Here is a 20,619-nt window from a genome sequence, read left to right on the forward strand (position 1 = left end):
TCCTTCTGGTTGTTTCATTATGAATAGCGCTTGATGTTGAAGCCGTCGGGTTCGACGGGCGGCTTCTGACCCGAAATCAGGTGCGTGATGAGGCTTGCCGAACCGCAGGCCAGGGTCCAGCCCAGTGTGCCATGGCCTGTGTTGAGGAACAGGTTTCGTACCGGGGTAGAGCCGACAATCGGAGTGCTGTCGGGCGTCATCGGACGCAGCCCGGACCAGAAATTTGACGGAGCTTCGTTTGTCGCTGCGCCCGGGAACAGATCGTTCAAAGAATGGCGCAAGCTGATTTCGCGCGCTGGCGGTAACACCGCGTTGAAGCCGGACAGTTCCGCCATACCGCCTACGCGAATGCGATCGCCAAGGCGCGTGATCGCGATTTTATAGCTTTCGTCCAGCAGGGTCGATGTGGGGGCCACTTCCGGGTTCGCAATCGGCAAGGTAATCGAATATCCTTTCACTGGATAAACCGGAACGCGGATACCGGCAGGGGCAAGCAATGCGGGCGTGTAGCTGCCAGTGGCGACCAGATAGGCATCGCCTTGGACAATCCCTTTATCGGTGCGTACCCCTGCGATGATGTCGCCCACCCGATCGATTGCCTCGATACGGGTATCGTATCGTACTTCGACATTCTCCGTGACCAGACGGCGGGCGAGCTGACTGGTAAACAGGTGGCAGTCGCCGGTTTCATCGCCGGGAAGGCGCAAGCCACCCACAAACCGGTCGCGCGATGCAGCAAGGCCCGGTTCGGCACTGATGCAGCCATCCGGGTCGAGCACTTCGTAAGGCACGCCGTAGCTTTGCAGAACGGCAATGTCGCCTGCGCTCGCGTCGACCTGTTTGTGCGTCCGGAACAGTTGCAAGGTTCCGCGTGAACCATGGTCGTAGTGGAGGTCGAGCCTGTTTCGCAATGCGACGAGTTCATCCCGGCTATACTCTGCCAGACTGACCATCCGGCTCTTGTTCAAGGCGTACCGTGACGCGGTGCAATTTCGAAGCATGGCGGCGATCCAGCGCATCATTGCCGGATCGAAACGAGGGCGCAGGATCAGCGGAGCATGTTCCATGAACAGCCAGCGCATTGCTTTCACGGGAATGCCGGGCGCGGCCCACGGGGAGGCATAGCCTGGCGAAATTTCACCGGCGTTGGCGAAGCTGGTTTCCATTGCCGGGCCGGGTTGCCGGTCCAGCAGGACCACTTCGTGCCCAGCTTCGGCCAGATACCACGCCGATGTGACGCCGATCACCCCAGCGCCCAAAACAACGACTCTCACATCAGGTCTCCCGGATTGATAAATTCGATATCGCCTTGCTCGGAGTAGATCCGCTGATGGCGGCTCCCGGTCCGGGTTAGGATTTCATAAGCGATCGTGTCTGCATCGCGGGCCACGTCGGCCAGCGTCTGCGATGGTCCGATCAGTTCGACGAAGTTGCCTTCGCGCAGAGTCTGGCTGGTGAGCGCGTCGATGCAGACGGTCATGCTATCCATCGATATGCGGCCAGCGATGGGAAGTCGGGTGCCTTCGAAATAGGCCGCGCCGATTCCGCTCAGGCTGCGAGGCCAGCCGTCGGCATAGCCGATTGCAATTGTCGCCAGACGCTGCGCTGTCGGTGCGATATGCGTCAGTCCATAACCCACCCCGGTTCCGGCAACGATCTCGCGAATTTGCAGAACACGCGCACTTAGTCTTACGACCGGGCGCAGGCTTGCCGTGCCGGGACCGGGATCGACACCGTAGAGTGCAATGCCGGGGCGGACAGCATCGCAGTGGAATGGTTTTGCCAACATGCTGCCTGCGCTGTTGGCGATCGAGCGGGGAACATCGGGGAACAAAGCAGACAGGCTGGAAAAGGTCGCAAGCTGATCGCGATTGGCTGAGTGGGCCGGATCGTCGGCACAGGCCAGATGGGTCATCAGCAGCCTGAAATCGATTTCCCTTCGCAACGAAGCATCTCTGGCGAAATCTGCAGCCAGTGCCGCGGGCAGGCCGAGCCGTGACATTCCGCTATCCACTTGCAGCGCGGCGGGCAGCGCCTGCCCCCGTTCGCGAGCCAGGGTGCGCCAGTTCCGGAGTTGAAGTGCGGAATTGATGACCGGAATGAAACCTCGATCCGCACATACTGCTTCGTTACCAGGATCGATTCCATTCAGAATGTAAACGGTGCAGTCAGGACCAAGAACAGGCTCTATCGAAATAGCTTCGCAAAGCTGGGCGACGAAGAACAGACGGCATCCCTCGCGCTGCAATGCAGGAACCACCCGGCAGGCGCCAAGTCCATACGCATCGGCTTTTACAACAGCACCGCATTGAGCGGGCTTAACCTGACAGGAGATTGCGCGATAATTGGCGCGCAAGGCATCCAGATCGATTTCCATGATACTGGACGCGGCATATTGGTGATATCGTTCGGCCATGGCCACCTCCCTGCCGCAGGGATAGGGGACAAAGATTCGAAATATCTGCCGATGTGGCGCGGTTTATTCTGATCTTCGCTCGTAATATGCACGAGCTGCGAACAAATGGATTATTTTGCATGGCCATGCTGGATGAGATCGATCGCCGGATAGTAAAGTGTCTCCGGCTCGATGCGCGGATCACCAACAATGCTCTCGCCGAAGCGGTCGGCCTGTCCCCATCCGCCTGCCTGCGCCGTATCAGAATTCTCGAACGATCCGGCGTTATACAGGGTTATACCGCAATTATCTCCGGTCTGGGGCCGGGGGAAGGAATGAGCGCGATTGTCCAGATCGAACTGGAGCGTCAGACAGAAGAATATCTCGCCCGGTTCGAGAATGCACTGCGAATGCATCCCGAGATTCAGGAATGGTATCTGATGACAGGCGATGGCGATTATCTGCTGCGCGTACAGATTGCCGGTATCGATGATTATGGCAACTTCCACCGCGATGTATTGTCGCGGCTGCCGGGAGTATCTCGTATCACATCGAGCTTCGCCATGCGCAGCCATCGGGGGCGATAACGGCGCGACCTCGTTAAGTTAGGGACATAAAATTTATACGTTCAGTTTTGAACGAAAACCCGCATATAATTGTATCCTCCCCTGCGTGCAAACTGCGCTCGTATCGGGCAACTTCCTATTATGATCCTTCCGTCCGAGGGCGGACTGAACGCATGTGTGATGGCGTTCGGTTTCTTCGGATTGAACCTGAAGAGAAAGAAGAATTGTCTGTTTCTTCAGGGATATGCCGGATACATCACGCCTCACTCTCTTGTACAATAGGCTCAATCGAAATGCTGAGCACGGGGGACTGCCGGCGCTGCAGCAATCAGACGAGCAAGGGGGGTTAAAAATGATTGGATCATTTCGCAAATCGAATCGCGGCGTGGCTGCAACTGTCGGTCAGGTCTCCGTCAGGCGTAAGATGTTGATGCTGAGTGGTTCAATCGTAGCTCTCTGTTCGCTGGCACCCGCGCAAGCTGCTGCTCAGGAAAAGGGCGCCGGTGCTGCCTCCACCGATGAATCGATTGTTGTGACCGCACGCGTGAACAACCGCGTGAGCGTCGGCAAATCGGACGCTCTTCTCATCGAGACGCCGCAATCCGTATCGGTGGTTGATTCGACCTTTATCGAAGCGATCAACACCAAGACGATCAGCGAAAGCCTTGGCTATACCCCTGGCCTGATCACCCAGTCCGCCAGTTTCGCGCGCGCAGCCGACAACGTGTATTTGCGCGGCTTCCCGGTGAACACAGCGGACGGCAGCATTCTGCTCGACGGGTTGAAGCCACAATCTTCGACTTATGGCGGCGGTATCGAACCTTACTCGCTTGAACGACTTGAGGTGCTGCGCGGCGCGACATCGGTGCTGTACGGCCAGCTTGGTCCGGGTGGGGTCATCAACGCGGTTAGTAAGCGCCCCTCCTTCACGCCATCGGGCGAGATCAGAGCACAATATGGCGGCTTCGACCGGTTCGAACTTGCTGCCGATTACACCGGGCCGATTTCCGGCGAGATTGCGTTTCGCCTGACTGGTCTGGTCAGAGATTCCAACACCGATGTTGAGTACATAAAAGATGACAAGCGCTTCATCGCGCATGCTCTGACATGGAATATCTCAGGCGACACTCAATTGACTGTACTGGGTAGTTACCAGCAAATCCGGATGAATTTCGCCGCCCCGCTTAGTATACAACTGGTAACGGGCGAGGGCCTGTCCAATGGACGGATCCCCCGTGACCGGTTTGTTGGTGAACCAGACTTTGATGATTACGACGCCAATCAATGGAATGCAGGATACCGGTTCTCTCACCGTTTCTCCGATGCGGTTTCGTTTGAACACGCGCTGCGTTACTATGAAGGCGAGCTGGACTGGGATTATTTGCAGGTCGGCGCTGTTACCGCCGATGGCTGGCTGAGCCGTACGATCAGCTCGCGCCGCGAAGAAACCACCAGCCTTTCAACCGACACCCGCTTGAAGATCGACTTGCAAACAGGTGCGGTAAAGCACGAACTGATGGCCGGCCTGGACATCTATGTTCCGACCTTGTGACGTGACCCCCAGCTTTCCTCCAGCGGGAGTTAGAGCCGGACCGCGTTGTTGCGCATGAGCGCGGTTGAAGCAATGGGCTGCGTAGCGGAGCCCGCAGGGCGTAGCGAAGCAGGCCATTGCTTATCCAGTTTGGCGGCGAACGCCGCCGGGGTTTCGTAGCCGAGGGATGAGTGCGGTCTCTCCCGGTTGTAGTCTTCCACCCAGGCCGCGATCTCGACACGTGCATGGGCCATGCTCATGAACAGCGTCTCGTTAAGCAGCTCGTCGCGCATGCGGCCGTTGAAGCTCTCGACATAGCCATTCTGCATCGGCTTGCCCGGAGCGATATAATGCCACTCGACGCCGATCTCGCCACACCACGCCAGGACGGCATTGCTGGTGAGCTCTGTGTCCAACATAGTCCGTGCAATCTCACGGACCGTCATCCAAGTGCCCTGTTCTCGTAGGACGCTCAGGGCGAGACGCCCGACCTCGCCAACCTCGAACGGGCTTTTCCAAGAACGGGCCTCGTACGGCTTGATGTGGTTAGGGTCCCAATCAGGATAGTCGGGCTGTATAAATGCAATGCCAGCCTCAATCCGGCTCTCAAGCGCCCTGATCTCATCTTGCAACTCAGTAATCCGACTGACCCCGTCGATGATCAGCTTCAACTCCTCACGCTTCCGCTTTAGCTCGCCCTTGAGCTTGGAAATCTTGTCTTCGTTGCTGCCGAGGAAGTTACTGAGGCCCATGCCGCAGATATAAGGATTTCTGCGGTTTTCGCTTTGTGCGTTTGCTACCTAATACCGGAAGGTTGGTCGGGGAGACAGGATTCGAACCTGCGACATCCTGCTCCCAAAGCAGGCGCGCTACCAGACTGCGCTACTCCCCGACGTTACCTTCCGGCCCCGGTGGTGGGCCCGGCAGGATTCGAACCCGCGACCTAGCCGTTATGAGCGGCCAGCTCTAACCGCTGAGCTACAGGCCCGTTCCGGTTGCCGGAGCGCGCCCGGTAGCGTTCCCTGAGCCGGCTGGCAAGCTTATCGAAGCCCTGCGGCTTGTGCAATTTGCCTGACAGTGGTCGGTCGTATGCCTCGATGCGCCAGATAGGCATAGATATGGCCGAACCATTCGTAAAATTTTTCCCGGTCCGCTTCGTTGCGAACATATGGCGTATGTCCGATTGCCAGCGAAGGGGAATGAAAGCTCATCACCAGCAGCGGCAGGCCATCGTCGATGGCAATATCGATCCCGCGCATCGCTTCTTCCACACTGACACCTTCAGGGGTCAGGGCGATTTTTTCCAGCAGGTTGAGGCGGGAGAAGAGTCCGCGCGCATGAGGCAGGCGGGCAAGCATCGGGGCAAGCGCGCGACCTTGCTTTCGCAATATGCCCCAATAAACGCTGGTAAGCGGCAGTTCCAGTAATCGCCGGTCGCCACCTATCCAATAGGGAGAGAGGGGATGCTTGGTGTAGTTCGGCCCACCGTCTGCGCGATGATCGAAATTGGTCCGGACCGAGCTGTCGATAAGGATGCCAGCTTCACGTAAAAGATTGGCGGTCGCCGCTCCCGCTCCATAGCGACCCGCGCGATAGATCAACGGTTCGCTGCCAAACTTTTCCGCGATTGCATCGCGCAACAGCAGGAATTTCTCCCGTTCCAGTCGCGGGGGCAAATTTCCGGCGTAGGAGTTGTGCGAATTGACCTCTTCTTCGAAAGAAGGATTGACCCACGGATGCAAATGGACACCAACTTCCGCTTGTCCGTTTTTCACAGAGCCGCCGATAATCTCCACAACAGCAGGGGACTGAACGATTGGCCAGTCGACCAGATACACCGGAACGACCCCGCGTTTTTCGCAAAACTGCTGAAATCGAGCAATATCGGGAACGTGGCTCAACCCATACTGGTCGCGTGTGAACGGAGCGCCCCAGTCGAATTCCTCTTCGGTGTCGACTGTCAGCAGCGATCGCTGGCCGAAGCCAGAGCCAAAATCGGCTTGCCGCCCATTGGGCGGAATAGCGATAATCGATCGGTCCAAACGGAACCCCTGTCGTTCGGTAATACATTCAGCGCTCTACACGCGCACCGGTTAAGCTTCGGTTGCACTCATCGCCGGTTGGCTCGCAGCCAGATGCGGCAAAAGGAGGATCAGTCGCGATCCTTCACGGTGCAAATCTCCATGAATGGCGCGGGTCTCTGCACGGGCCAGCCGCAAGGCAAAGCCTGTCCCGAACATGCCGGCGCTGACCGATCCCGTTGCACGGGAACTATCGGCGAAGATATCGTCTCGCGCAGCGAATGCAGCGGGCAGGTCACACGATAGCATGATGACACCATCGGTATCGGCGACTTCCAGCCTGAGCCGCTCGTTGGTGCCGACCGATCCGGCAAGGGTTGCCAGCAGCCGCCATGCCAGCGCCTCTGCATCTTCGCAGGCAAGCGGGACCGAGGCATCGCAGGTTCCGTGCTGGTCCAGCTCGAACGCAGAGCCACGGGATTTCAGCACGTCCTGAAGCTGATCGACGGTGCGACCGAGGACTTCGGCGAAATCGCAATGCCCAAGTTGAAGCTCCAACGCTCCACTTTCGAGCCTGGCAAGCCGGTCCAGTTCATCGAACCCTGCCAGCATACGCGCTGCATCGCCTGCGATCGTTGCTGCCAGCGCCCGATATTCGTGGGGTGTCGGGCCGAACAACTGCTGCTGGATCACTTCGGCAAAACCCTGAATGGCGTTCACCGGTGTTTTGAGTTCGTGCAGCAACTGGCGCATCAGATCGGCGCTGCGATCGGTTTGTGGCTGATCCACCACGGTGTCCGCAGGGGGCGGGCGGCGGAATCGACCGGCATAGCCATAGAAGCGTCCGCCCGCATCGGTGAAGCGCGGTGCCGCATCCACGATCCAGTTACCGGTTATCATCGGGGCGCCTTCCCAATCCAACTCGACATGCCGCAAAGGCTGGCGGTGGCGCTTCGCGGCCTCTCTCGCAGGGGGCAGTATGGCACCGACTACCATCGGTGCTACATTGCGTTCCGCCCAATCGATACGCCCTTCGCTGTCGGTCGTGAAGGCAAAGCCGATCAGTGGCACCCGGCCGTTGTCTGCCTTTTCGCCCAACGGCAGACGCGGTGCGTTATCCGGTTGGGGGCGATTGCTCCGCGCCTTACGGAAACTCTCGATCCGACGGACAAGTGCGCCGATTTCACCATCGTCGCCATCGTCACCATCGTCGCGCGTGTTCCGCGCGAATGCTGTCGCGGCACGACCGTGTGCCAGATCATTGGCGGGGATCGGGCGGATCGGCGTGACGATTGCGGACTTCGCGCCCGGTTGTTCCGCGATATCGGCTTCTGGGGTGGAGGCTTCGGTTTCCGCCAGTTCTTCGGCAATGTCGGGGCTGGGTAAGCCGCGGTCGCGAATACCCAGCCGCTCAAGCAGTTCCTGCGTTCCCGGCGGCAGATCGCGGCGCAGGCGGAGAAACCCACGGGCACGAACCGGCAAACGGGGAATGGTCGCTTCCCAGTCATCCACCGAAAGTTGTGCTACCGCCAGAGCGGAGGCGGCGACTTCGGGTTCGTCATCCGCCAGATGCAGCGCCAGTTCGGGGTTGCGAAAGCGCAGTCCCGGTTCGCGGATCATCGCAGCGCGATCGGGCACGGGGATGGTTTCACCCAAGGCAGCAAGCCGCAGCCATGCCGCGGCCAGCATCGATTCATCGCCTGTCGTGCGGCGCGCTCCAAGCAAGTCGAGTAATTGCCGATACTGCGTACGCGCCGCGCGTTCGCTGGCGGCGCGGTGGCGCAGCACTGTTGCGAGGCGGTCGTCGATCTGCATTGCTGTACGTTACTCTCCGCTGCGGGCCAGTTCTGAAAGTTCGATTCGGCTGCGCTTACACACTGCCGCACTATTAATTCCTAACGCGCTGCATTCCGTTCGGAATTCATCATGCAGGTCACGTTGCAAAGTGGGACAATTGCTGCCAGAAACAATAATATTAGCCGTAGAGGCGATTCTTCGCGGCTTTCGTTGCTTTGTCTGTGGTTTCATTGCTCGTGCATGACCGTGGGCAAGGGGAGAGTAGGGGCTCAGGCAGGGGCGCGGCAATGGCCAACCTTGATGATATCGACCGGAAATTGCTTGCCGAATTGCAAAGCGAAGGACGTGTCACGAATGTCGAACTCGCTACGCGCGTCGGGCTGACCGCTCCGCCATGTCTGCGCCGGGTCCGCACTCTGGAAGAAGACGGGGTCATCCGCGGCTATCACGCCGAACTCGATCCGTCGAAACTGGGTTTCGCCATCACGGTATTTGCGATGGTCAGCCTTAAGAGCCAGGCCGAAAGCGCCTTGCGCGAATTCGAGGCGCATATGCATAGCCTGCCCGAAGTGCGCGAAGTGCATATGCTGAACGGTGAAATCGACTTCATTCTGAAGATCGTCAGCCGTGATCTGCAGAGTTTTCAGGAATTCCTGACCAGCAAGCTGACTCCGGCACCCAATGTCGCCAGCGTGAAGACCTCGCTGACCATTCGCACTTCCAAGCACGAGCCCGGCGTTCCGCTCGACTGACGGGCCTTCCGGGTGTCTCAATCGCCATGTGGCAGTGTGGTAGTGGCTGACATATCATCGTTTTGAGTTTAGCGGGGCTGCCATGAACGCACTGCGTGTCTTGATTCGGCAGCATCGCCACCTCGCGCTTGCGCTGGTGATGCTGGCGTTTTGCATCAAGGCCGCCATTCCCGCAGGCTTCATGCTTTCACCGGCGAACAACACGGTGCTGACGGTTACAATCTGTACCGATGGCACCGGTGCGCTCCGCCAGATGAAGCTGGTTATCCCGACCACGCAAGGGGAGCGGGGCAGTTCCGCCGATCACGCCAAGAAGGATGGGCACTGCGGGTTTACCAGCCTGTCCCATGCCGCATTGGGCGGGGCGGATGGCGTGCTGCTGGCTCTGGCGTTTGCGTTCATCCTTGTGCTCGGCTTTGCACCTGCGCGGGTTTTGCCCTTCACGCCCGCGCTATACCTGCGGCCCCCACTGCGCGGGCCCCCTGCGACTGTCTGATATTCTGAACTGACTGCCAGACCGCTCGCCTCGCCATGCTGCGGAGGCGCGCTCTGCCGCAGTCGCCACCTATCCAGACACATCTGCCCGTACGATAGCGTTCGCGCCGCGCTGCGGGCAATCGCAGGAAGCTATGAAATGAAGTCCAGAAATTCCATCGCCCTTCGTGCCACGCTGGTTGCCGGGTGCGCGCTTGCGCCGCTGGCTGCCCATGCACAGGATGCGACCCGGATCGATCCCATCGACGTCGAGTCCGAACAGGCCAGCGCGCAGATCGCCAATACCCCGATCACCGGCATTCGTGTCGATCGCAAGATACTCGATCGGAAGCAGGCGACGACAAGCGACACCGGAGCCATTCTGTCGTCTCTGCCGGGCGTCAGCGCCGCAACCGGTGGCGGGTTCTCCTCTATGCCGTCTGTTCGCGGCTTGTCGGAGCAGCGCCTGACAGTGCTGGTCGATGGGTTCGCTATCGATGCCGCGTGTCCCAACGATATGAACCCGCCGCTGTCCTATACCGACCCGCAGTCGATTGCATCGATTGCCGTGCTGACGGGTGTCGCGCCGGTCAGCAGTGGAGGTGACTATATCGGTGGGGTCATCGCTGTCGAGAGCACGCCACCGCAGTTCGCCAGCAGCGGTGAAACGCTGATCACCGGCAATGCCTCCGCCTACTACCGCTCCAACGGCGACGGGTTCGGCGGTGCGGTGAAGCTGACAGTCGCGGGCAGCAATCTGAGCGCGACATATACCGGATCGTACAGCCAGTCCGATCAATACGATGGCGGCGGTGATGATGGCATGGTGCGTTCGACCGAATATGCCAAGACCGATCATGCGCTGGCGCTGGCATGGCAACACGCCACCGGGCTGTTGCAGGTCAAAGGCGGAATCCAGTACGCCCCCTACGAAGGGTTCCCGAACCAGTACATGGACATGGTCGATAACAAGAGCTGGTTCCTTAACGCCAGCTACAAGGGATACTACGACTGGGGCGATATCGATCTGAAGGCGGCCTATCGCGACACCGATCACGAGATGAACTTCCTCGAAGACAAACTGCCCGGTTCGATGCCGATGAACACCGAAGTGCATAGCTTCGACGCGTCGGCCAAAGTGACCATCCCGGCATCGCCGCACGACACAGTGCGGCTGGGCGCGGAATACCACCATCAGTGGCTGGACGATTACTGGCCTCCGGTTGCAGGCAATTTGATGATGGGGCCGAACACGTTTGTGAACGTCAATGGCGCCACCCGCGACCGGATCGCCGGCTATGGCGAGTGGGAACGTCACTGGAGCGACCGGCTGTCCTCCATCGTCGGTGTGCGGTTCGATAGTGTGACGATGGATACCGGCGATGTGCAGCCGTACGGCACCGGAATGATGCAGATGGCCGATGTGCAGGCCGCCGCAGCGTTCAACGCCGCCGACCGCCACCGCAGCGATGGCAACTGGAGCGGGTCTGCACTGCTGGTTTACGACCTGTCGCGCGATGCGGCGCTGGAGCTGGGCTATGCCCACAAGGTCCGCTCGCCCAACATTTACGAACGCTATAGCTGGGGCCGTGGATCGATGGCGAGCCGGATGATCGGCTGGTACGGCGATGGCAACGGCTATGTCGGCAATCTCGATCTGAAGCCGGAGCGGGCCGATACGTTCAGCGTGGCGCTTGCACTGGGGGGAGAGGCGCAGGGCTGGAACCTGCGGATTGCGCCCTATTATACCCGCGTGGACGACTATATCGACGCTGTGCCCACCGGGGTGGCCTTCACCGATATGATGGGGCAGCCGAGCGGGTTCGTGCAGTTGCAATTCGCCAATCAGGACGCCGAATTCTATGGTGTGGACCTGTCGGGCGCGGTCCAGATCGCCAAGGGTAGCGGGAACGATGGTACGCAGTTAACTGCCTCGCTCTCGTGGATCGAAGCGAACAACCTCAGCGATGGGGGGGCGGTCTATCGCCAGATGCCGCTCGATGTGAAGGCAGGCGTCGCCCATCGTTCGGGTGCGCTGGAACTGAGTGCCGATGTCGAATGGGTGGCGGAGAAGGGCCGGGTCGATGCGACGCGGGGCGAGCCTGTTACCGATGCCTATGCTCTGGCGAACATCGGTGTGGCTTACACTCTGTCGGGCGTGCGGGTGAGCTTCGACGTGACCAACCTGTTCGACAAGGGATATGCCCTGCCGCTCGGCGGGATGTCGCTCGGCGATTACAAAGCGACCGGCGTATTACAGACTGTGCCGGGTCGTGGCCGTTCGTTCAACGTCGGCTTGTCGACGAAGTTCTGACCGGACGCGGGCAATGGCTTTTGCCGACACCCGCACCGGCTGGAGCCTGCCCGGCCTTGCCGCCGCGATTGCAGTGCATGGCGCACTGCTGGTCGCGGCGGTGACGGCCTTCGCCGTGGCCGGACAGGGCGAACGGCACCATCGCTCCCGTGAAGTGGTCGCGATATTCGAAGCAGCGGAAAGACCCGTGCCGCCCCCGCCCCCGCCGGAAGGGCGCAAGGCTGGCCGGGTTGTGCCGCCGGTCCGGCCTGTGCCGCGCAGCTCTGACGCGCAACCGCCAGTTGTCGTCAGTGATCTGTCGCCGGGTCGCGCAGCGAGCACTCCCTTGCCGCTACTTCCCGCCGCTCCGGCCGCGCGGGCCATTCAGCCCGAAGCGCCCCATTCCGCGCCACCACCGCCACCGCAACCCGTCACGGCCAAGGCAGATCCGCTTGCTGCCTATGCCGCGCAATTGCGGGCGGCGATCATGCGCTGGAAACCGCGCGGTCTGCGGAAGGAGGGGGAGGTGACCGTCGCCTTCACCCTGACTCCCACCGGGCAGCTAAACGCCACCCGACTCGCACAATCGAGCGGCGATGTGCAGCTCGACCGGATGGCCTTGCGAATGGTCCGTCAGGCCGCGCCATTCGCCGCGCCTCCCAAAGATGCGGACAGCCTCGATTTCACCATCGCCGTGCGGTTTCACTGACCCTTCGCGTTGCGAACGATCTCTGCCCAGGGGTTGAGGTTGGGTTCGGCCACTTTGGTCAGCCGGTTGGTGTCGCGATGGAGGAACGGTTCCCCTTCGCAGCGGATCGCCAGCATCGTTTCCGAGACATAGCTCCACGTGCCGTCAGGGTGGAAAGTCACGTCCAGCTTGTAGGAATCGGTGCGAAATGCCCCTTCGAGAAACTCTGTCGAACAGATGCCGTAACTGGTCGATCCGCGTTTCGCCGCGACAGTGAAGCTATCCGCATCCGCCTTGGCGAAGCCTGACGCCAGTGCGACTTGCCCACGGGGGATAGCCAGCGTTTGCTGGATAAGGCCGGTGGCCGGTTCCCACAGCCAGTAACCGATCTGGTCGTGAAACGTGATCTCTTCTTCCGGGTCGTTGATATGCGCGTGATAGCGCAGGCCATAGAGCAGTTGCGGCCCGTTGGGCTGCGGATCGACCGGTTGCAGCTCGATCCGTTCGATATAGCTGCGTTGCTGCGGACCATCGGCCTTGGGGTTGATATCGACCCCCGATTTGCCTTCCCATACCCCCGCCAGGCGCAACAACGGCCCGAGATTGGCGAGTGTATCGGGATCGATGTCTTCGGGTTCGGTGTAGATATCGTCTGGGATCGTCATGCCATGTCCTGTTGCCGTTTTTCGCATCAAGCGGACGGAGGGCCATTCGGTCAAGTCTGTGTTGCCTGTTCAGACTTCATTGCAGTTATCTGAAGCCGTGGACCGCATGTTACACTGTCCAGAGCAAGAAAAATCCACTCCGCCCGCAAATGTGAACACGCCCCGGAAAAGTCCGGGGAGCGGCGACTTTATGCGATGCCGGGGCGATGTAGGAAAGGGTCGGCGTACAGACGATGGGAAGCCGTTTTCTCCTGCCGCTACCTCGGTCTTGAGCCGGGTCCATCTTTCCGCGCTCACCTTTCCCTTCGTTAGTGAGGGGGAGTGAAGCAATCCATGGTGAGAGGGTTCCGGCCTGTAGCATCGGTTGTGATGGAGGCGGAGTGTGGTCCTTGGATTGCCACGTCGCCTGCGGCTCCTCGCAATGACGAGGGAGGGTGGCGGGGACGGCGCGGTCGGGCAGAGTCTGTGCCCTGCCCGTGCCATGTCCGCGCTCACCTCTACCTTCGTCATTGCGAACGGAGTGAAGCAATCCATGGTGAGAGGGCTCCGCCTGTCGCGTTGGTTGTGGGTGGGGCAGCGGTGGCCCTTAATTGGTCAGGTCGCTGCGGCTCCTCATAATGACAAGGGATGGGCGGCGGTTGGGGATGGGCACCGCCTCACTAGCGAATGTCGAGATCGAGCAAGGTAAACCGCGCCGGGCCAGTGGCATGGACTCCGTGGCTGCGGCGTCCCATCCAACCGAAGGCGATGCCGATTTGCGATGTATCGCGCAGCGAAGCGCGAAAGCCGGCCGGGTCGCTGCTGTTGGGCTGGCCATTCACATTGGTCCAGCGTTCGTCGAACCGCACAGTCACGGTGTGTTCACCGGGCGCCAGCGGGATGACAGCACGGGCAGGGACATACCAGCGATACGATGCGTATTTGCCCTTGGCAGTCCATGTGTCGCGGGCGCGCTGGAAATAGAGCGAGACAGTGGCCGTCTGCTCAGGGTTTTCAGATGGCACGAAGCGTGTGCCTGCTGGTGCGTCGATGCGATAGCGCATCGTGAGCTGTTGCGCCCCGTCCAGCGGATATACTGCGGTTGTCATCGCGTCGATTTCGCCCGACCCGGTTCTCGGGAAAGCGAACGATACCGAACCATTGGCACCGGGAGTGGGATGGGCGGGCATTCCGACCGAGTAATTCCGGCCGCGTACCCACGGGCCGATATCCCACTGCGCGGCGGCAGGCATTTCTGCGACAGCGACCGATGCGGTGGCAAGGCACAGCGCCGGTATGGCAAAAGTGAGGGCAGGACGTTTCATACTGTCGCTCTATCCAAACGTCTGTGATCGCAAGCTGAATGCCGGGGCGAGCGGGGTTTCAGGCGGTGCACCATATCCGGTTATGTCCGTCAGATGGTGCCGACAGACATATGGATAATCAATCGCATTGCACCGCTGCGGATTATCGGCAACAAACGTCATTCAGCCCGCCTCTCTCCCCTGATTTGCCGGATTCCTGTGACTGATAGCTCCCCCGCTCGTCGACTGTTCGCCTCCTGTCTGGCCGTATCGCTTATCTCCGGTCTTGCCGCCTGTGGCAGCGATGGCGGTGATGGCGCGAAAGGCGACCGGGCGGCGACCGTTGGCTATATCGTGGCGCAGCCGTCCACTGTTCCGGTGCCGGTTACACTGGGCGGGCGCGTGGTGGCATTCCAGACCAGCGAAGTGCGCCCGCAAGTTAATGGATTGATAAAGAGAGTTTATTTTTCAGAGGGTGGCTATGTAAAGGCGGGGCAGCCACTGTTTCAGATCGACCCGAGCCTGTATCGGGCCGCAGTCGAACAGGCACGCGCTAATCTGGCCAGTGCACAGGCCAGCGCCGCTGCCGCGAGTGCGAAAGCCGATCGTTACAAACCGCTGGTCGAAATGGGCGCAGTATCGCAGCAGGATTATACCGATGCGCTTGCTGCCGCCAATCAGGCGCGCGCTGCCATCGCGCAAAGCCGCGCTGCACTCGACACCGCGCAGATCAACTTGCGTTTCACCACAGTGCCTGCGCCGATTGGCGGGCGTATCGGTCGTTCGCTGTTCACCGTCGGCGCGCTGGTCAGCAACAATCAGACCGATCCGCTGGCTGTGATTCAGCAGACCGACCCGGTCTATGTCGATATGCAGCAGTCGGCGGCCGAGCTGACCCGTTTGCGACAAAGTCTGGCCGAAGGTGGCGCGACAGCGGGCAGCACGACAGTTCATCTCACGCTCGACAACGGCAGCAAATATGCGTTGCCCGGCACAGTGCAGTTTTCGGAAATCTCGGTCAGCGAAGATACCGGCACGGTCACGCTGCGGGCGCGCTTCCCCAATCCCGCCGGGCTGTTGCTGCCCGGTATGTTCGTTAACGCCAGCTTCGATCAGGCCACAGAGACGGGCGCGTTCCGTATCCCGCAACAGGCGGTGAAGCGCGACTTCGACGGGTCCGCCTACCTTTATGTGGTGGGCAAGGACGGCAAGGCCGAACGCCGCTCTGTGAAAACGGAAAGGACGGCAGGGGCCGACTGGGTGGTGACGTCCGGCCTGAAGGCGGGCGAGAAAGTCATCACGCAGGCGCAGGATACACTGAAGGCCGGTGCGGCGATCAAACCGGTTCCAGCCACGACTCCCGACCGGGCGGGCAAGCAACCTGCCACTGGCAAGGCCGGTTCTGCCGGGCAGGGCGGCTGACCGACCCATGTCACGCATATTCATCGAACGCCCGATTTTCGCATGGGTATTGGCGATTATCGTGATGCTGGGCGGGTTGGCGGCATTGCTGACTCTGCCGACAGAGCAATATCCCGATATCGCGCCTACGAATGTGAATATCCGCGCCAGTTATCCCGGTGCATCGGCGGAAACGGTCGAAAACAGCGTTACGCAGGTGATCGAACAGCAACTGACCGGGCTGGACGGTTTGCTCTATTTCAGTTCGCAATCGACGTCGCAGGGCAATGCGTCGATCAGCGCGACGTTTTCCAAGGATGTCGATCCCGATATCGCGCAGGTGCAGGTCCAGAACAAAGTGCAGTCGGCGCTGGCCCGACTGCCCCAACAGGTGCAGGCGCAGGGGTTGCGCGTCACCAAGTCGAACCCCGACCGGCTGCTGACCATCGCCGTTTATGACGAGACGGATACCCGATCCGGCAATGCGGTGGCCGATTACCTCAGCTCTAACCTTCAGGACCCGATTTCGCGTGTCTCCGGGGTGGGCGATGTCAATGTTTTCGGTGCACCGCACGCGATGCGGATCTGGCTCGATCCGCGCAAACTGGCGGCAGTGGGCCTGATGCCCGGCGATGTCATTTCCGCCATTCAGGCGCAGAACACCGAAGTTGCCGCAGGCGAGATCGGCGGTTTGCCCACGTTGGAAGGGCAGATGCTGGATGCGACTGTTACCGCGCTGTCCAAATTCCAGACTCCTGAAGAATTCCGCGCGATCACTCTCAAAACGCAGACCGACGGATCGACCGTCCGGCTGGGCGATGTCGCGCGGGTGGAAGTCGGTTCGGAAAACTACACCACGATCCGCCGGATCAACGGGCATCCCGGCGCCGGCATCGCGATATCGCTGTCTCCCGGTGCTGACGCATTGCAGACCGCCGAACGGGTAAAAGCGCTGATTGCCGATATGGAGAAAGGCCTGCCCGAAGGGCTGGTGATCGGATACGCCAACGATTCGACCGATTTCATCAAGTTGTCGGTCAGCGAAGTGCAGAAAACCCTGATCGAAGCGATCGTGCTGGTCGTGATCGTGATGTTCGTGTTCCTGCAAAGCTGGCGGGCCACGCTGATCCCGGCCATTGCGGTGCCGGTGGTCTTGCTGGGCACTTTCGGGGTGTTCGCGTTGATCGGTTTTTCCGTGAACACGATGACTCTGTTCGGGCTGGTGCTCGCTATCGGTTTGCTGGTGGACGATGCGATTGTCGTGGTCGAAAACGTCGAGCGTCTGCTGGAAGAAAACCCGGAGATGACTCCGCGTGAAGCGACCATTGAATCGATGAAGGAAATTCAGGTCGCACTGGTGGCGATTGCACTGGTGCTGTCCGCTGTGTTCCTGCCGATGGCCTTCTTCGGTGGATCGACCGGGGTGATCTATCGTCAGTTCGCACTGACCATTATTGCGGCAATGGTCCTCTCCGTACTGGTTGCGCTGGTGCTCAGCCCCGCGCTTACCTCCACTTTGCTGAAGCGAAAGCGCGCGGCGGGCGAGGGGGATAGCTGGCTGGAACGCCATTATCCGCGCGTGGTCCATACGATGGAGCGAGCGAAGGACGATTTCAATTCGGGCTTCCATCGCATGTCCACCCGCTATCGCGATGCGATCGGCACTGTGGTTGAACGCAAGTGGCTGTTTCTGGGTATCTATGCCGCGCTGGTCGCCGCGCTGGCGGTGCTGTTCTTCCGCTTGCCCACCGGGTTTCTGCCGAACGAAGACCAGGGCGACGTTTTCCTGCAATACCAGCTCCCTTCGGGCACCACGATGGCTCGCACCGAAGAGGTGGCGCAGGAAATCCAGAAGTATCTGCTGGAAAACGAAGGCGAACGGATCAAGGTGCTGTTTGTGCTGGCCGGATCGCCGCGTGGAGGCGGTGGCCAGAACACCGGCATGGGCTTTGCCAAGCTGGTGAACTGGGACGACCGGCCCGGTGCGGAAGGCAGCGCGCAGGCGATCGCCGACCGGACCAATGCCGCGCTGCGCGATTTCCGCGACGCGCGGGTATTCACGCTGGTGCCGGGCGCGATCCGCGGGCTTGGCTCGTCTTCCGGGTTCTCGATGCAATTGCTCAACAGCGGCAATCTGTCCGCCGCGCAATTTGCCGATGTGCGCGACCGCTTGCTGGCCGATGCCAACGCCGATCCCAGGCTGGAGTCGGTGCGGTTGAGCGACCTGTCGGATGTTGCCACTCTGAAAGTCGATATCGATCCCACGCGGCTGGCGGCTTACGGCCTGACGCAATCGGATGTGAATGCCACGCTGGCAGCGGCATGGGGCGGGCGGTATGTGAACGACTTCCTCGACAAAGGACGCGTGAAGCGCGTTTATGTTCAGGGCGATGCGCCGTTCCGATCCGATCCAAGCGACTTGTCGCAATGGTATGTGCGCGGCAAATCGGGCCATATGGTGCCGTTCACCGCATTTGCCGACATCGGCTGGGCGACCACGCCATCCAGTTCCTCGCGGTTCAATGGTGTGCCGACAGCGGAATTTTCCGGGCAGGCGGCAACGGGCGTTAGTTCGGGCGAAGCGATGGATACGATGGCCGCGCTGGCAGCGAAGTATCCGGGCACCAGTGTGGCATGGTCGGGGTCGTCTTACGAAGAGCGCAATGCCTCCAGTCAGGCGCCGTTGCTCTATGCCCTGTCGTTGCTGGTGGTGTTTCTGTGCCTTGCTGCCCTCTATGAAAGCTGGTCGATCCCGGTGGCGGTGCTGCTGGTGATCCCGGTTGGCTTGCTGGGGGCAATCCTTGCGACAACGATGCGCGGGCTGGAAAACGATGTCTATCTTCAGATCGGATTGCTGACCACGATGGGCCTGACTGCCAAGAACGCCATTCTGATGATCGAATTTGCCGAGCAGGAGGAGAAAAAGGGTGCACGCGTCATCGATGCCGCGCTGGAAGCGGCACGTATCCGCCTGCGCCCGATCCTGATGACCAGTTTTGCGTTCGTTTTCGGCGTCCTGCCGCTGGCAATGGCAAGCGGGCCGGGCGCCAACAGCCAGATCGCCATCGGCACATCGGTGATCGGCGGGATGCTGGCGGCGACATTGCTGGCGATTTTCTACATCCCGCTGTTCTTCGTACTGGTGCGTCGCGGCACGCGGGATTCGCTGAATGCATTGAACGAGAAAGTCCGCCACTGGCGCGAAGATGACGAACCGCTCGCTGAAAGGCCAGCGAACGGGCCGCAGGATAACACGGGAGCCTCGTCATGATCGCGCGGCGTATTATTGCAGGCGGGCTGGCCGTGCCTCTCGCTGTATCGCTCGCGGCTTGTTCGCTCGCGCCGCAAACCGCTTTGCCGCCGCCGCCGGTGCCGCAATCGTGGCCAGTGGGCGATGCCTATCTGGCGCAGAGCGAAGCGGATTTGCCGCAAGTGCCCTATACTCAGGTATTCCGCGATCAGCGGTTGCAGCAGGTTGTTGCCCTGGCGCTGGATAATAACCGCGATATCCGCATCGCCGCCGCCAATCTGGCAGCGGCGCGGGCGCAAGTGCGGGCGGTGCGTTCGGCGCAGTTCCCGGCCATTGGCGCGACCGCTGCGGCCACCGGCACCGCGCAAGGGACCGATGGCGACTGGTCGGAACTCTATTCGCTGCAAGGCGGTGTCGCCAGTTACGAAGTCGATCTGTTCGGCAAACTATCGAACGCTACAGCGGCGCAGCGCGATCGCGCTCTGGCGACAGAGGCCGCCGTACGAACGGTGCGGCTGGGCATTGCCGCGAATGTCGCCGCGGCATGGGCGACTTATGCCGCCGACCGTGACCTGCTCGCGCTGGCAGAGGCGACAGCAAAAAACGCCTCGGATAGCGTAAGGCTGACCCGTGCGCGGTTCGAAGGCGGTGTCGCGCCGCGTAGCGATCTGTCGCAGGCCGAACAGATACTTGCCACCGCGCAGGATAACATCGCGGCCCAGAAGACCGCGTTGGCGCAGGACGAAAATCTGCTGCGTTTGCTGGTGGGTGCGGATGTCGATCCGGCTCTGTTACCCGGCGGGCTGAGCGAGATCGACGGCAGTTTCGCCACTCTCCCCGCAGGGCTGAGTTCGCAGGCGCTGCTGCGCCGCCCCGATGTGATCGCCGCGGAATACGATCTGCGCGCGGCCAATGCCGATATCGGCGTCGCACGGGCAAAGCTGTTCCCGTCGATTTCGCTGACCGGCCTTGTCGGGCTGGCGAGCACGGCGCTGGCCGATCTGTTCACCGGCGGTGCGTTTCGCGCCACAGCGGGGGCAGATGCCGGTCTTTCGATCTTCGATGCGGGTGGCCGCCGTGCCGATGTCGCTGTCAGCGAAGCGCAACGCGATGCCGCACTGGCTTCGTACGAGAGGGCCATCCAAACCGCCTTCCGCGAAGTGGCTGATGCGTTGGCGGTACAGGGTACTCTGGCCGAACGGCTCCGCGCCAATCGCGCCAACGCGACCGCTGCCGCGACAACGGCGACCCTGGCAGAAGCGCGTTATACCAACGGAGTTGCCAGTTTTCTGGATAGTCTGGTGGCGCAGCGCAGCCTCTACACCGCGCAACGGGCGGAGGTGTCGATGGAACTGGCATCCATCCTCAATCGCGTCACGCTGTATCAGGTGCTTGGCAGCGACGCCTTCGAATAAGAAGTGCGCCACTCGATCATGCGGGAGCGGACGGCGGACGGCGGATAAAATTCGTCGCCGCCCTCCGGCTCTCTTACACCCCATAGTG

General features: G+C 60.7%; 15 protein-coding genes, 2 tRNA genes and 1 pseudogene. 9 read left to right on the forward strand and 9 right to left on the reverse strand.

Annotated elements, in window-relative coordinates; translation table 11 throughout:
• Nucleotides 1–17 precede the first annotated feature (17 nt).
• Together D6858_RS08215 and alr are read right to left on the reverse strand one after the other, a co-directional pair.
• Nucleotides 18–1,274, reverse strand: a complete 1,257-nt coding sequence (locus D6858_RS08215; protein WP_120108923.1) for a D-amino acid dehydrogenase — start codon at nucleotides 1,272–1,274, stop codon at nucleotides 18–20.
• Nucleotides 1,271–2,416 (reverse strand): alanine racemase, encoded by a 1,146-nt coding sequence (gene alr / locus D6858_RS08220; RefSeq protein ID WP_120108925.1) that lies wholly within the window; start codon nucleotides 2,414–2,416, stop codon nucleotides 1,271–1,273. The genes D6858_RS08215 and alr overlap by 4 nt, the downstream gene beginning before the upstream one ends.
• A gap of 119 nt (nucleotides 2,417–2,535) precedes the next feature.
• On the opposite strand from alr, the gene D6858_RS08225 reads away from it, so the two are divergent.
• Together D6858_RS08225 and D6858_RS08230 are read left to right on the forward strand one after the other, a co-directional pair.
• Complete coding sequence (locus tag D6858_RS08225) at nucleotides 2,536–2,982, forward strand: Lrp/AsnC family transcriptional regulator (protein ID WP_120108927.1); 447 nt, start codon at nucleotides 2,536–2,538, stop codon at nucleotides 2,980–2,982.
• Nucleotides 2,983–3,205: 223 nt separating this feature from the next.
• Nucleotides 3,206–4,513 carry a TonB-dependent siderophore receptor gene (locus D6858_RS08230; protein WP_120108929.1) on the forward strand — a complete coding sequence of 436 codons (1,308 nt, stop codon included), beginning with the start codon at nucleotides 3,206–3,208 and terminating at the stop codon, nucleotides 4,511–4,513.
• A gap of 29 nt (nucleotides 4,514–4,542) precedes the next feature.
• Here D6858_RS08230 and D6858_RS08235 read toward each other — a convergent pair.
• The 5 genes and pseudogenes from D6858_RS08235 to D6858_RS08255 form a co-directional block, all read right to left on the reverse strand.
• A pseudogene (locus D6858_RS08235) lies at nucleotides 4,543–4,902 on the reverse strand (integrase core domain-containing protein); the annotation flags it as partial.
• 405 nt (nucleotides 4,903–5,307) lie between these two features.
• Nucleotides 5,308–5,384: transfer RNA gene (locus D6858_RS08240), tRNA-Pro, on the reverse strand.
• A 20-nt stretch (nucleotides 5,385–5,404) separates the two neighbouring features.
• A tRNA-Ile gene (locus tag D6858_RS08245) sits at nucleotides 5,405–5,480 on the reverse strand.
• Nucleotides 5,481–5,532: 52 nt separating this feature from the next.
• On the reverse strand, nucleotides 5,533–6,534 hold the full coding sequence (locus D6858_RS08250) for a polysaccharide deacetylase family protein (RefSeq protein ID WP_240623768.1): 1,002 nt from the start codon (nucleotides 6,532–6,534) through the stop codon (nucleotides 5,533–5,535).
• A gap of 51 nt (nucleotides 6,535–6,585) precedes the next feature.
• Complete coding sequence (locus D6858_RS08255; protein ID WP_120108931.1) at nucleotides 6,586–8,328, reverse strand: sensor histidine kinase; 1,743 nt, start codon at nucleotides 8,326–8,328, stop codon at nucleotides 6,586–6,588.
• Nucleotides 8,329–8,597: 269 nt separating this feature from the next.
• Here D6858_RS08255 and D6858_RS08260 point away from each other — a divergent pair, with 269 nt between their 5' ends.
• From D6858_RS08260 to D6858_RS08275, 4 genes are all read left to right on the forward strand, one after another.
• Nucleotides 8,598–9,062 (forward strand): Lrp/AsnC family transcriptional regulator, encoded by a 465-nt coding sequence (locus D6858_RS08260; RefSeq protein ID WP_120108933.1) that lies wholly within the window; start codon nucleotides 8,598–8,600, stop codon nucleotides 9,060–9,062.
• Between the two features lie 82 nt (nucleotides 9,063–9,144).
• Nucleotides 9,145–9,558, forward strand: coding sequence for a DUF2946 family protein (locus D6858_RS08265; RefSeq protein WP_120108935.1), 414 nt, complete (start codon nucleotides 9,145–9,147; stop codon nucleotides 9,556–9,558).
• Nucleotides 9,559–9,696: 138 nt separating this feature from the next.
• Nucleotides 9,697–11,850, forward strand: coding sequence for a TonB-dependent receptor plug domain-containing protein (locus tag D6858_RS08270; RefSeq protein ID WP_120108937.1), 2,154 nt, complete (start codon nucleotides 9,697–9,699; stop codon nucleotides 11,848–11,850).
• A 13-nt stretch (nucleotides 11,851–11,863) separates the two neighbouring features.
• Nucleotides 11,864–12,538: an energy transducer TonB family protein gene (locus D6858_RS08275; RefSeq protein WP_165859668.1), complete on the forward strand. Its 675-nt coding sequence runs from the start codon at nucleotides 11,864–11,866 to the stop codon at nucleotides 12,536–12,538.
• Here the strand turns inward: D6858_RS08275 and D6858_RS08280 are convergent.
• Nucleotides 12,532–13,182 carry an FABP family protein gene (locus D6858_RS08280; RefSeq protein WP_120108941.1) on the reverse strand — a complete coding sequence of 217 codons (651 nt, stop codon included), beginning with the start codon at nucleotides 13,180–13,182 and terminating at the stop codon, nucleotides 12,532–12,534. The two genes, D6858_RS08275 and D6858_RS08280, sit on opposite strands and share 7 nt — an antisense overlap.
• Before the next feature lie 659 nt (nucleotides 13,183–13,841).
• Nucleotides 13,842–14,486 (reverse strand): hypothetical protein, encoded by a 645-nt coding sequence (locus tag D6858_RS08285; protein ID WP_120108943.1) that lies wholly within the window; start codon nucleotides 14,484–14,486, stop codon nucleotides 13,842–13,844.
• Between the two features lie 198 nt (nucleotides 14,487–14,684).
• On the opposite strand from D6858_RS08285, the gene D6858_RS08290 reads away from it, so the two are divergent.
• From D6858_RS08290 to D6858_RS08300, 3 genes are read left to right on the forward strand one after another with little or no spacing between them, the layout of a single operon-like run.
• The gene (locus D6858_RS08290) at nucleotides 14,685–15,887 is read left to right on the forward strand and encodes an efflux RND transporter periplasmic adaptor subunit (RefSeq protein WP_240623769.1); all 1,203 of its coding nucleotides are present in this window, start codon (nucleotides 14,685–14,687) and stop codon (nucleotides 15,885–15,887) included.
• A gap of 7 nt (nucleotides 15,888–15,894) precedes the next feature.
• Nucleotides 15,895–19,137, forward strand: a complete 3,243-nt coding sequence (locus D6858_RS08295) for an efflux RND transporter permease subunit (RefSeq protein WP_120108947.1) — start codon at nucleotides 15,895–15,897, stop codon at nucleotides 19,135–19,137.
• Nucleotides 19,134–20,531 (forward strand): efflux transporter outer membrane subunit, encoded by a 1,398-nt coding sequence (locus tag D6858_RS08300; protein ID WP_120108949.1) that lies wholly within the window; start codon nucleotides 19,134–19,136, stop codon nucleotides 20,529–20,531. Before D6858_RS08295 ends, D6858_RS08300 begins: the two co-directional genes overlap by 4 nt.
• Nucleotides 20,532–20,619 lie beyond the last annotated feature (88 nt).

The sequence above is a fragment of the Tsuneonella suprasediminis genome (assembly GCF_003605755.1).
Lineage (GTDB): Bacteria > Pseudomonadota > Alphaproteobacteria > Sphingomonadales > Sphingomonadaceae > Tsuneonella > Tsuneonella suprasediminis.

What these genes read in the sequence shown, in the direction of transcription:
- alr (WP_120108925.1), bottom strand. Translation starts at nt 2,416, where the DNA reads ATGGCCGAACGATATCACCAATATGCCGCGTCCAGTATCATGGAAATC.
- D6858_RS08225 (WP_120108927.1), top strand. Translation starts at nt 2,536, where the DNA reads ATGGCCATGCTGGATGAGATCGATCGCCGGATAGTAAAGTGTCTCCGG.
- D6858_RS08230 (WP_120108929.1), top strand. Translation starts at nt 3,206, where the DNA reads ATGCCGGATACATCACGCCTCACTCTCTTGTACAATAGGCTCAATCGA.
- D6858_RS08255 (WP_120108931.1), bottom strand. Translation starts at nt 8,328, where the DNA reads ATGCAGATCGACGACCGCCTCGCAACAGTGCTGCGCCACCGCGCCGCC.
- D6858_RS08260 (WP_120108933.1), top strand. Translation starts at nt 8,598, where the DNA reads ATGGCCAACCTTGATGATATCGACCGGAAATTGCTTGCCGAATTGCAA.
- D6858_RS08265 (WP_120108935.1), top strand. Translation starts at nt 9,145, where the DNA reads ATGAACGCACTGCGTGTCTTGATTCGGCAGCATCGCCACCTCGCGCTT.
- D6858_RS08270 (WP_120108937.1), top strand. Translation starts at nt 9,697, where the DNA reads ATGAAGTCCAGAAATTCCATCGCCCTTCGTGCCACGCTGGTTGCCGGG.
- D6858_RS08275 (WP_165859668.1), top strand. Translation starts at nt 11,864, where the DNA reads ATGGCTTTTGCCGACACCCGCACCGGCTGGAGCCTGCCCGGCCTTGCC.
- D6858_RS08280 (WP_120108941.1), bottom strand. Translation starts at nt 13,182, where the DNA reads ATGACGATCCCAGACGATATCTACACCGAACCCGAAGACATCGATCCC.
- D6858_RS08285 (WP_120108943.1), bottom strand. Translation starts at nt 14,486, where the DNA reads ATGAAACGTCCTGCCCTCACTTTTGCCATACCGGCGCTGTGCCTTGCC.
- D6858_RS08295 (WP_120108947.1), top strand. Translation starts at nt 15,895, where the DNA reads ATGTCACGCATATTCATCGAACGCCCGATTTTCGCATGGGTATTGGCG.
- D6858_RS08300 (WP_120108949.1), top strand. Translation starts at nt 19,134, where the DNA reads ATGATCGCGCGGCGTATTATTGCAGGCGGGCTGGCCGTGCCTCTCGCT.